This is a genomic window from Paenibacillus swuensis (assembly GCF_001644605.1).
Taxonomy (GTDB): Bacteria; Bacillota; Bacilli; order Paenibacillales; family DY6; genus Paenibacillus_N; species Paenibacillus_N swuensis.
The window spans coordinates 4,374,162-4,385,668 of record NZ_CP011388.1; the positions used below are offsets into that span (position 1 = coordinate 4,374,162).

The window sequence follows — 11,507 nt, forward strand, 5'->3', positions numbered from 1 at the left end:
CGCAATCCTATTCCTCGTCGTCCACAATCCGAACTTGCACAGGATCCGATGTAACAGTCCGGTTTACACGGCGGCCGTCCGGCAACAAGAAATTCAATGATGCACTGGCTACATTCAGAGTTACCGGGTTGGCCGGTTCAAACGCGGCTCTTGCTTGGAAAGTTACGGTTTTTGAAGCTCTAGGTCCCAGGGAACCCACTTGAATTCCAGTTGCCGGATTCGCGGATGGACTTGCCACACCGTCTACGACCACGCTCCCCGTTACAAAGATAAATCCTTCCGGCAGCAGATCCGTTACAACGATATTATCCAAGGAGAATACCGTCGGATTCGTTACACTTACGGAGAACGTTACGACACCTCCCACACCGATTTCACGGACATTGGACGTCTTCGTCAATGTAGGCAGCGCGAGTATTGGGATCGTAACCGGATTGGTAAGTACGGATTGCTGCAACAAACTTCCATCGGCCAGAATGAAGTCAAATACCATGTTCCCTTGATTCGTAATGACTCCGGTAGGCGGGTAGGATACAACCTTGAATTTAAAGGTTACTCTTGAAGTTGCATTAGCCGGAATCGTTCCTAGCACAAGCCCCGTAAACAGGTTCGCACCCGGGACAGGAGTTCCGTTTAATGCAAAGCTGTTCTCTACAAATATCGTACCTTCAGGCAGAATATCAAACCAAGTGGAAACGGCATTTAAGTTACCCGCATTCACGATCTCGGTAGCATAATTTATCGTATCTCCTACAAAAGCAAAGGATTGTAACGCACTCTTCGTTGCGGTTAAGGAAGGAATAAAGACTTCTACCCCCACGACTGTAGACTCGGCAATTCGGACAGTTCCTGGAATAGGTACCGGATTCGGTCCGGGTCCCAGGGTGGCCTCCACAAATTGAACCCTTGCGATGTCGGTTTGGAAACTGTTTCCGGCGGGTACGGATTGAACCGTTCCGCGGAATGTAACAATGACCTGCCCCCCTGCGGGAATCGTTCCTACATTGACCCCTTCCAGAATGTTAGCCCCGGGGATCAACAGACCGTCTACTGCCACACTGTTAGGAACGAACGCGATTCCCGGAGATGTTTCGTCGGTAACAATGGTGTTCAATGAAGGGAATGCCCCGGTGTTAATCACAACAATGGTGAAGTTTACCTGAGTGCCTACGAAAGCGCCGATGCTTCCCGCCGTTTTCTGGATATTAATCGGGAATGAAGCATTCTGTACCCTTACAATATTGGACAAAACGTTGCCTGATCCCGGGTTACCGCCCGGTGGCTGGAACGTAAATGAAGCATTCGACTGGTTCTCAAAAAACTGTGTGGGAGGCGCGCTTACTGCCGTAACATCGAAGGTAACAAAGATGAAATCATCCGGTTGTAACACGCCAATAGGTATCCCTGTCAAAGGGGAAGCCGCCGGAATCGGAACGCCCGATACGGTGACGGAGCCCGGCACGAAAGAGATAAACGGATTCAGCGGATCCGATACTGTAACATCCAGCGCAATGTCACCTGTATTTTGTGCCCTTACGGAATAGGTATAGGTCTGACCGATACTCACTACTGTTGTTCCGGTGCCTTTCAAAAGTTGGAGAGCAGGTGTGAACACCGGGATCTCCACCAAGTTGGATACGGACACCCCTGTAAATGTACCTGATGTGAATGTAACGGTTCCGCGGTTGCTCAAGATTGGAGGTTGCGGCACAGTAGTGACGGTGACCTGAAAGGTAACGGGAACGGTCACGCCTCCGGCAATCGTACCCAGCTGAATTCCCGTACTCGGATCGGCTGTCGGCGCCGGCAAACCATTAACAGTCACTGTACCGGCAATGAAAGTGCTGCCGAACGGAACGGCATCCGATAACACCGTACTATTTACCGGGGTAGGATTGTTATTTACTACATTTAAGGTGTAAGTAACAGTATCCCCTACGAAGGTTCCCGCTGTACTGGCTGACTTGGTAACGGTAACATCCGGTGCTGAGACCGGAATGATTACTTCATTGGATGTTGCATTACCTTGCAAAGTACGGTTATCCGGCAGCGTGAACGTAAACGCGGTAACGGATGTATTTCTTACCACTCCTGAAGCTGGAAGAGAAGTAATCACCACTCTGAAGACAACCGTGACTTGACCGCCGGGAGCAATGGTCCCGACATTCACACCCGCTGTAATATTGTCGGCTGGACGTGGTGTTCCGTTCACCGTGACACTCCCCGGCACGAAGGATACATCGGTGGATAAAGGGTCGGTAACGGTATTGGATGTACTGATATTACCTGTATTCCTTACGATTAACGTGTAAGTGACCGTGTCACCGACTAAAGCGTTCGTACGATCCGCGCTTTTCTCAATCGTAACAATGGGATGAAATGCAGGGATTGTAATAATGTTTGACGGGACAAAGGTGGAGATGGGTTTCGAATCCGGTGTCGGCTGGAACGTGAAGGATACAAGGCTCTGGTTCTGAATTTCGGACGGTACCGGAAAGGAGATGAGTCTTACCCTGAAACTTACGGTTACGGTTCCGCCCGGCGGAATCGTACCTAACGTAACCCCTAAAGTCGGGTCAGCCAAAGGTTGCGGCGTCCCGTTTACAACTACGCTTTGGGGGACGAAAACGGTGTTCTCCTCGATATTATCAAAAAGTTCCACGGCCGTGGCATTAACAGCCCCCGTATTTTCCACTAAGACCGTGTAGGTAAATACATCGTCTACGACCAAGCTGGTCGCATTGGTACTTTTCGTAACGCGAAGAAGAGGCACGGCAATATCGATTTGTAAACCTATGGCATTGACGAGGTAACCGTCACCGTTTGTAATCAAGCCGAATTGGGCGGATGTCTGGCCGTTAAGCAGCGTTGCTGAAATGTCTACATTGGTAATATCCCAACCTTGCCTTCCCCCTACAATATTCGAACCCGGCTGACCATTCGTTTGATTACGCGTGCCAAAAGTGCCCGTTGTATCCAAAGCGCCGCTGTCGTTATTAATTTGGGAAGCAAAAAAGTTGTTAGCGAAATTGTTGGGTCCTGATAGTACAGACAAACTGTTAATATTCGGGCCGAATTGGGCGCGATCCCCCGTCTTATTCGCGTCTCCTTCTTGGGCGCTTACCGCTGCCCTGCCATTCAATGGACCTTGAAACGGTGTAGCAAACCCGTTAATTAAAGTGTTTACAGGACCTTGTGTGGCTCGGATCACATTGATTCCAACCCGTAAAGAAAGGTTTCGCAAGGGGGATGCCGGGTTTCTGTAATAAACAGCGAGCGTCCATCCGGCGTTATTCGATGTCGGTTCCGGTATAATGATGGTTCCCACAATTCTGCCGGCCGCGTAAGTTCCTGCTCCTCCCGCCGCTACAAGGGATGTAACATTTGCGGAGCGCACGAAAACTGCTGTCGGATTATTCTGGAGGCTACCGGACAGAAATCCTTCCATTGCGGTATCGGGGTCCGGATTTACGCTGATCAAACCCGCCGGGGTGGTAAAGTTTACAGGATCGTTGATAAACGCGCTGAAATCCACCCCGCCGTTCAGATAGGTACCGCCCCATATCAATTCTGCATAAAGGATCGTGCTGCCCTGCGGTAATACAAGCTGGGCTGCCGAATTGTTCTGCCGGAAATCACCAACCGTTCCCGGCGGATACGTACCGAACTGTTGAGTTGTGTCTGTGGTAATAAAAGCTCCGATTGCGTCTTCAACCCCGGGTACGCCTACTATATTGGAACGGCTCAGGCCAAGCGTATTCCCCGTAAAGGTAAGCCCTCCATTCTCATTCAGGAAAAAACGGTTTACAAATGCCATTGACTTCTCTCCCATCTTTCACTTCAAATGTTATTAACTTATGCCGGGAGAGTGCAGGGTAGAAGTCCGTTTTCAAGTTATATTCTGTATTGTGATGCTCGCCAGACAAGACAAGCGCTTATAAAGTTTGGTATGCTGATACATATCGTAAAGGCTGAAAGGATGGATGATCCCCAGATGACAGTACGCACTTTAATTGCTTTACATGGCTTTACACCGCAACAAGAAGATCAAATTCGCAATGCGGCCCCAGGCTGGAAGACGCTGTTCGGTCGTCCGAAAGACTTTTCGGCAGATCAATTGGCGGAGGCGGAAGTATTATGCGGCTGGCATGCTTCCTTCCGGGAGATCCTCTTGGAACAGCCATCCAAGCTGCGATGGGTTCAGCTTTACTCGTCCGGCGCGGATTATATGCCGTTTGATCTGCTCCAAGAGCGCGGCATCGTGCTTACCGATGCCATGCAAGTGCATCCCGTTCCCGTAGCGGAGACCGTGATGGCGATGCTGCTGGCGTTCTCGAGGAAGCTGCACTTCGCGGTACGCAGCCAATCGGCCGCCGCGTGGGAAGTGCAGAACGACTTCACCGAGCTGCGCGGAAAGACCCTGGGCGTCGTGGGTGCGGGCGCGATCGGCACTGAAGTTGCCCGGCTTGCCGGGGCATTCGGGATGCGCACCTTGGGCGTCCGCCGCTCCGGCGCCCCGGTCCCGCATTTCGACGCCGTCGTCCCGTTGGCGCAGCTCGATGAAGTGCTGGCGGACAGCGACGTTGTCGTGAACGTGCTGCCGCTGACGGCGGAGACGACCGGGCTGTACGATCAGGCCCGGTTCGCCGCCATGAAGCCCACGTCATGGTTCATTAACGTGGGCAGAGGAAAGAGCGTCCACACGGAGTCGCTGGTGGACGCTTTGCGCACAGGCGGTATCGCAGCCGCCGGCTTGGATGTGTTTGAGCAGGAGCCGCTGCCCGCGGATCATCCGCTATGGTCGATGCCGAATGTCATCATGACCCCGCACATAGCCGGCAACAGCGATCAGCTGAAAGAACGGGTAACCGAGCTGTTTACCGCTAATTTACTCGGGTTTATAGAGTCAGGTCGTCCCGCCCATAATGTAATAGATTATCGTTTGCGTTACTAGACTTAGAGGTAATCGGCAAAAGTGATGAAGACTCCTGCAATAAACACGCCTACATAGATGATGATTCCCCAACGAATCCATTTACGCATCGGAGAAGGGTAATCTTGCAGCTGTTTAGGTACTTGGTGACCGTTAATGGAATCCGCGTGTTGAAGGACATCGTTGAAGCCTTCGCGGTTTAGCAGTTCGGATTCTTTCGTCGAAACGGTTTGGTGCAGCTTCTGGTCCCGGAACGGATTATATGGTTGTTTGTCGTTCATCTTTCATCAACCTCTCATGTTGAATTGTTAGTCCCTGCTTCTTCCAAAAATGTGTAATTCAATTATATCCCAAAAAGAGTATACCCGCACGTGATCACACGTAAAGGTATACTCTTTATTGGTTATCGTCCCGTCACATTTACACTAAACTTACCTGACCAAAGCCTCCGCACGCGCTTCTTCCTCAGGCTGCTGTTGCGTGGTGCTTTGCGTTGTTAGCATCCGGTATAACTCGGCAGCCGCGGTGTCTTTGTTATCCAGAATCTCCAAGGCCAGCTTTTTCATCTTAATTTCCATTTCCAACAGGTCATTCCTTAACTCTTTCTCCCGGACAGACTCCGCTTGTAAGTTTCTGGAATAATCATCCAAAGCTTCCCCTTGACCCAACAGCGCCTCAACGACAATCCCTTCCGTTCGCAGCACATTGCGGTTTGCCGCCAGAATGATGCCCGGAACTTCAATGGCAGTGCCTGACGCCTCATCCACATATTCGGTTACATAGTCTTTCTTCACACGCAGATAATGGGATAATGGAATGTCCTGGCCGTTCCGGTCCTTGAAAGGCTCTTCCTCAACAAAAGCGTGGTGGCGGTCCTGATAATCAAACACATTCAACAATTGGTACAAAATCGCGTTCCGCACCTCTACCCGCTTCTCCGGGATGATTGTATCCTTGATTAGCGCATCCAACTGCGGTAGGGTAACTTCACGATATTTATTTTCCCCCACTACAAACGTTTCAAAGAAGCCGATCCGCACATCCACCAGATGCAGAAATGTAAGAAACTCCTGATTCATCTGCCGAAATACGAAGTTTAACGTGCGTGAAACGTTAATGTTCTCAATTTCGCGAACGATAGAGCTTTCTTCCGAGGTTGTATTCTTCTCTTCATATGTCGTGTTAATCTGAACATCCCTGCGTGCCGAAGCTTTGGACACATGCTTCTGGGTGTTGTTCACCACGTTCTTCGCAAATTGCTCCCGGGCGGAATTCGTGCCTCCGCTCGTGCTTGCGCTTAAAGATGCGCTGCCCCAGCCCCAAGAAACGCCTGCGGTCGCTTCAAGCTTATAATCGTTGCTTTCACTATAGTTTTTCTTGTCGGATTGCTCTTTGGCAATGGAGTTTTCGAATTCAATCGAGATATCATCCGTAACCGAATCCAGGATGGTGGAAGCGCTTTTCATCGTTGTCTCATTTTGCGAATAGGATTTGATGCTGATTTTACTTTTTTCGCCAGGCAACAGGGAGAAGGTTTTTATCGTCCGGCCTGCGCCATAATTGGCCAAATACGAAGTTAACCTGTAGGATTCCACCAGAATGATTCGCTTTAAGCGCGAGTTCACTTCCGGGATGATGCTTACATTAACTTCGATCGTTTTCTCATTGAAATTCCCTGCTTTATCGTAAGCTTTGGCTGTAATGAATACCTTCTCGGTAGCGTTAAAGCTTAAGGTCGCTTTCCATTTGGACCAGTCCCCTGTCGCATTCTCGGAAGCACGAATCGGCACCGGATTACCTGAAGTTGTAATTTCCACGCGTTCAATACCGCTGGCGTCCGTTGCCGTACCCAGAATCTCAACCATGGCGCCTTGGGATTGCGTTCCCGCAATTTGGACCGCGTTAACCGGAGAGGTGATGCCGATGGCCGGAATCGTGGTATCAATCAGCAGCGTCTTACTGGCCGTGCCTTTATTGCCCGCAGCGTCATAAGCGTTAACGACAAGTGAGTTACTGCCTTGTGGAATCGTGATCGTCTTCTTCCAATTCTGGAAGTTATTCGTTGACTCCGCCTGAACCGGTGTGCCATTGTTCACAATCAGCTCTACTTTACTGATCCCCCGATCATCGCTTGCCGTACCCTCAATCGTTACATTCGCTGAAACCGCGCCGTCTTTGGAAGCGATGGAGCTGGAAGCGGGTGAGGTGATGTTTACCGTTGGTATGGTTACATCCGGTGCTTGAGCCAGTTGCACAGTTACAACAATTTGGCGTGCTGCGCTGTTCTTGCCATTCGTGTGCATAGCTTTCACGTATATGTTGGTTTGACCCGGATTAGCAAGCACAACCCCGCTTAATACCCAGTCCCCGTTTGCGGACAGCGAGGCTGTCTTCGCCGCACTCGTCCCAATGGTGACAGAGACATATTTAATCGATCCTAAACCGCTGTCCACGAAGGCCGTACCGCGTATATCAACTACGGCTCCGGTATGAATACCCTGAATTACAGCATTGGCTGCAGGTGAAGAAATACTGACAGATACGCTAATCGGATCTTCTTCCGGAAACGGATCCTCCGTATCCCTTGGAGGCAGCATCTGCGCCATACCGCCATCATTAGATCCGTTTGGCTCTTGCGGCGCACGGAAAATCGGCAGATGTTCTTCAGCAGGTCCTGACGTGAATACGGGCTCGGTTTGCGTGTCTCTCGCTATGAAATTGTGAGCAAGCGCGCCTGTCATGGTTCGCACGATGTTCAGCTTTTCGCCGGTTTCCTCTTTGCGCAGCACCTCTTCAGCCGTTAAGTTGGCTAACCCCGTAGTCAGTCGCTCACCGGATTCCTGTGCGAATCTCAGTGTCTCCACCGCGCTTGGCAAAATTTCTGTACTAGGGGATTGGGCTCCATTCGATATCCCATTTACAGTCACTTCCTGTTTCTTCTGCAAAAAATATCCGTCAGGCAGTTGCAAATCGATGAAATTCCGCCCGCTATAGGTAGTGGGTTCCGGGACATTGTAAGAAATAACCGGGGCGGTTCCCCCTTGTTGCATCTTGATCATAGGTTCTTGATTTTGGTTGGCGCGCCTTGACATTACTGACACTTCTCCTTCACTTTTTTGAATTGGCCTGTGCCGTTCGCATCATGCTGACGAAAGTTATTTTTCCATATTTTGCATAGGCATGCCAGTGACAGGGGACCTTGATTTTGAAGAAAAATAATAACGCGGTTCCGTGACTTCCCGCTTACATCTACGTGTCGAATTATGGCATTTTCGCTTAAAATGTAGCCATAAAGAACTGTATTTACGACATTCCCATAAGTAACCAATGTCATCTCAAATGTAATATGACAACTCGGATGACGAAGGATGACAATGTCATTGGTAGACCGAATCGTGTAATAGCCCTTAAAAAAAAGGCCAACCGTAAAGACCGGCTGACCTATTCTACACTTTCATTTCGTATCCCCAGCGGCGTCGGAATCCCGTCCATGCTTATGGCGTTCTTGGTCGCTCGATAAGTGTTCAGTTTCGATTCGCCCATCTGGGCAGCCCAATCGATCAGCTTGTTCCGCTCTCCCTCATAATGAAAGAAAGGAATGCTGAAACCGCAGGAAGTCTTTACCTTATGGATGTTAGATACAATGATTTGCCTAGCTCCCGGTAACAAGTTAAAATGACCAGACATCGCATCCCAAGCAGGTGTTTCCGGCAAAATCACTTCTCCGTCGCCATACAATCTCATGATCAGCGGATCTCCTTCAAACGAAACAAACATAAACGTCAGCCGGGAGCATCGAGTCAGATGCGCGCTCGTTTCATTCCCGCTGCCCGTTAAATCCAGGTAAGCCACTTGGTTAGGCGAAAGAATGCGAAACACATCATGCCCTTTAGGCGAAATATTCACTTCACCGTCTGCTGCGGCGCTTCCGACGAAGAACATGTTTTGCTTGCGGATGAAATCTTCATGTTGCGGTGTGATGGATGTGAATTCTTTACCCACGGGACTCACCTCTTTATATTAATTATTTATTCAAAATACAAATGATAATGATGCCTGCAACCGGGATTAAATGAAGCAGCACATTGGGGACAGCGATACTCACACTGTAAGTACTGGGTAATGGTCAACTCCGAGTTACATTGTCCGCATAATACCGCTCTTGCCTCTCGTTCATCGATCGGCCAAGTTTCAGGCGCGTGATCTGCCAGCTCCTCATGGCAATAGAAACAACCATAATACATGTCACAGCATTTAAACTTGATTGCGATAATATCGGTTGACCCGTGGTAATGCGTACATCGGGTGTGTGAGTCTATGGCTCCAGCTACTTGGGTTGATGAGATTGTCATAGAACTGATTCCTTCATTTGCTTCTGTTCCCCCATAACTGTATAGCTCAAATCTTCAAGATCAAGAATGACAGACCTCGTGTCGTTTTTCCTGATGAAGATACTTTCCCCATCCGCATTTATGGCATAAGCAATCGGTATTGAGACATCGCCGCCACCGAAAGAACCATCCGCATGACTTGTTCCGATGATGATCGTATGGTGTGCCATAGCTAACTCCTTAGCTGCTTGAATCCATACATCGAATTGATTTTCACTGAACATGCCTACACCGATCGGATGAGCTACGAAATCCACCTTGTCGTTGTCCCGCTCCCCTAATCCCTGAAGCACCAACTCATCGCACAAAAGGTGACCCATCCTCAGCCCTTCTTGCTCAATGTAAACAGCTGGTTCATATTTGGCTTTATCCAGCACGACTTGTCCCATGTGATTGATCATGATGGCTCTGTCCTTAGGTTTTTTGTAACCTGATATGATCATCGTGCCGCATTTGCGTGCCCACTCACAGGCTTCAGCGACGTTTTCATTTAGGTATCCCTCTGGGTAAATCATGATGTCCACTTCCGGATATGCTTGAATTTCATTGATTAGTTGCAAAATCGTTTTTTCCAGTTTCGGTTGACCGATCAAGATTTTCACAGTTAACTCTCCTCCAAACCTAGATTTGTCCGTTCTTCCTTTAACAAACCATAAACGAAATGATCATGGTAGACACCATTGAGAAGTTGATACTGCCGCAGGATGCCTTCTTGCGTAAAGCCCAGCCTTTGCGGAATCGTCTGGCTTTTGACATTCCCGGCACATGCCTGAATATGGATTTTATTCAGATCCAGTTCATCAAATATATAGTTGTGGATGGCCTTGTTTGCCTTGGTCATGATGCCTTTGCCTTGAAAATCTTCCCCCAACCAATAACCAATGGAAACATGACGATCGTTCCAGTTGATAGGGTGAATCCCAATACAACCGCAAAACTGATTTTCGATAAAAATTCCGCTTGTAAATCCGTTGTTTTTGGCAAATCTGTGGAGCTCCGTCTCGATAAAACCTTCCATATGTTCTACCTTTGTTGTGGTTTCCGCCCAAGGCAGCCACTCGGCAAGATAGGATCTGTTCTTCTCAATCATATTCAAAACTTCTTGCGCATGGCGCTTTTCTAATATTTGCAAGTGAAGTCCCGGTTCAATGATGTGTTTAAACATGCGCTGATCCTCCTTTTTGCTCATAACAAACCAAGCTCGTTTCGTACGTACCGAATCGCTCAATCTTCTCATTAATCATCCGGAACCCCATCTTTTCATAAAACATTCGGCCAGAGGAATTAGCTGCCTCAACCCATGCGGTCAAAGTGTCCATATCGTTTATCCGACTTCGGAACTCCGTAATAAAAGCTCTGCCGATTCCGTTTCCTTGATGGGTAGTCAGAATATAGATTCTGGCTAACTCGTGGGTTTTGTTTTCACCCAATGTCACCTGAGCATATCCAACTATATTTCCTGTGGAATCTTCAGCAACCAAAAACTGCCTCTCAGAGCGTTCCAGGTCACGCTTTACAGCTTGCTCCAGTCTCTCGGTCGAATATGCTCTCCCCAAAAAGTCCATAATGAACTCCAACGGATAACTCTCCTTATAGGTGTTCATCCAACTCTCACGAGCCACCAGCTGAATTCCGCTAACGTCATCCATCTCCACAGGTCTGATCCACATTAAAGACTATCACTCCAACCTCATTTTCCTATATACTATTAATTCGCTATGTGAACCACGTTCCCTTTTTATCCCAAAAGTGAAACTATTCACGACTAACCGCCGTAACTTTAACCGAGGTGAAACGAGATATGAAAGAAATCAATTGCCAACACTGTTTACTGCCTATTCAAGACCGTGAAGATTTAGTTGTCTCTTTTAGCTTACTTTCGCTCAGACCCTACCACTCGAGTTGCTACTCTCAGGTGCTCAAGGGTTTTGGCAATCTGATCACCAACAATCAGCCGGTGAACGGCCCATACAGCGCGTTTGTGATAGGCTTCTCGGTCATTTTCGCGATTATTCTCGCCGTCATTCAACCGGGCTTGATCTTGTTATCTTTGCTTTTGATCGCATACACCTTTGGGCCGAGGCTTCTCTCCTACTACCGTTATGAGCAACACTTGCCAAAGTGAGGATTGCTCTGAACCTCAGGCTTATGGTATATTGGAAATCCTTTGTAAGTAAAAGGGA

Annotated in this window: 10 protein-coding genes; 2 read left to right on the forward strand and 8 right to left on the reverse strand. The window is 48.7% G+C overall.

Translation table 11 applies throughout. The features are described from left to right. Positions 1–7 precede the first annotated feature (7 nt). On the reverse strand, positions 8–3,817 hold the full coding sequence (locus SY83_RS19750; protein WP_068609668.1) for a DUF11 domain-containing protein: 3,810 nt from the start codon (positions 3,815–3,817) through the stop codon (positions 8–10). Positions 3,818–3,994: 177 nt separating this feature from the next. On the opposite strand from SY83_RS19750, the gene SY83_RS19755 reads away from it, so the two are divergent. After that, a complete protein-coding gene (locus tag SY83_RS19755) occupies positions 3,995–4,954 on the forward strand; it encodes a D-2-hydroxyacid dehydrogenase (RefSeq protein WP_068609670.1) in 960 nt (319 codons plus the stop codon). Between the two features lie 2 nt (positions 4,955–4,956). Here SY83_RS19755 and SY83_RS19760 read toward each other — a convergent pair whose 3' ends face one another. From SY83_RS19760 to SY83_RS19785, 7 genes are all read right to left on the reverse strand, one after another. After that, positions 4,957–5,214, reverse strand: a complete 258-nt coding sequence (locus SY83_RS19760; RefSeq protein WP_068609672.1) for a hypothetical protein — start codon at positions 5,212–5,214, stop codon at positions 4,957–4,959. 150 nt (positions 5,215–5,364) lie between these two features. Then, positions 5,365–7,992 (reverse strand): Ig-like domain-containing protein, encoded by a 2,628-nt coding sequence (locus SY83_RS19765; protein WP_197479904.1) that lies wholly within the window; start codon positions 7,990–7,992, stop codon positions 5,365–5,367. Between the two features lie 382 nt (positions 7,993–8,374). After that, positions 8,375–8,935, reverse strand: coding sequence for a pyridoxamine 5'-phosphate oxidase family protein (locus SY83_RS19770; RefSeq protein WP_068609676.1), 561 nt, complete (start codon positions 8,933–8,935; stop codon positions 8,375–8,377). A gap of 26 nt (positions 8,936–8,961) precedes the next feature. Next, positions 8,962–9,285 (reverse strand): CHY zinc finger protein, encoded by a 324-nt coding sequence (locus SY83_RS22900; protein WP_082882641.1) that lies wholly within the window; start codon positions 9,283–9,285, stop codon positions 8,962–8,964. Next, complete coding sequence (locus SY83_RS19775) at positions 9,282–9,926, reverse strand: hypothetical protein (RefSeq protein ID WP_068609678.1); 645 nt, start codon at positions 9,924–9,926, stop codon at positions 9,282–9,284. Before SY83_RS19775 ends, SY83_RS22900 begins: the two co-directional genes overlap by 4 nt. A 2-nt stretch (positions 9,927–9,928) precedes the next feature. Next, entirely contained in the window at positions 9,929–10,489 is a 561-nt protein-coding gene (locus SY83_RS19780) for a GNAT family N-acetyltransferase (protein ID WP_068609680.1), read from the reverse strand. After that, positions 10,482–10,994, reverse strand: coding sequence for a GNAT family N-acetyltransferase (locus tag SY83_RS19785; RefSeq protein WP_068609685.1), 513 nt, complete (start codon positions 10,992–10,994; stop codon positions 10,482–10,484). Before SY83_RS19785 ends, SY83_RS19780 begins: the two co-directional genes overlap by 8 nt. Positions 10,995–11,125: 131 nt before the next feature. Here SY83_RS19785 and SY83_RS19790 point away from each other — a divergent pair, with 131 nt between their 5' ends. Beyond that, positions 11,126–11,449 (forward strand): hypothetical protein, encoded by a 324-nt coding sequence (locus tag SY83_RS19790; RefSeq protein WP_068609687.1) that lies wholly within the window; start codon positions 11,126–11,128, stop codon positions 11,447–11,449. The last annotated feature ends 58 nt before the right edge of the window (positions 11,450–11,507 follow it).

What these genes read in the sequence shown, in the direction of transcription:
- SY83_RS19760 (WP_068609672.1), bottom strand. Translation starts at nt 5,214, where the DNA reads ATGAACGACAAACAACCATATAATCCGTTCCGGGACCAGAAGCTGCAC.
- SY83_RS19785 (WP_068609685.1), bottom strand. Translation starts at nt 10,994, where the DNA reads ATGTGGATCAGACCTGTGGAGATGGATGACGTTAGCGGAATTCAGCTG.
- SY83_RS19780 (WP_068609680.1), bottom strand. Translation starts at nt 10,489, where the DNA reads ATGTTTAAACACATCATTGAACCGGGACTTCACTTGCAAATATTAGAA.
- SY83_RS19790 (WP_068609687.1), top strand. Translation starts at nt 11,126, where the DNA reads ATGAAAGAAATCAATTGCCAACACTGTTTACTGCCTATTCAAGACCGT.
- SY83_RS19755 (WP_068609670.1), top strand. Translation starts at nt 3,995, where the DNA reads ATGACAGTACGCACTTTAATTGCTTTACATGGCTTTACACCGCAACAA.
- SY83_RS19765 (WP_197479904.1), bottom strand. Translation starts at nt 7,992, where the DNA reads ATGATCAAGATGCAACAAGGGGGAACCGCCCCGGTTATTTCTTACAAT.
- SY83_RS19750 (WP_068609668.1), bottom strand. Translation starts at nt 3,817, where the DNA reads ATGGCATTTGTAAACCGTTTTTTCCTGAATGAGAATGGAGGGCTTACC.
- SY83_RS22900 (WP_082882641.1), bottom strand. Translation starts at nt 9,285, where the DNA reads ATGACAATCTCATCAACCCAAGTAGCTGGAGCCATAGACTCACACACC.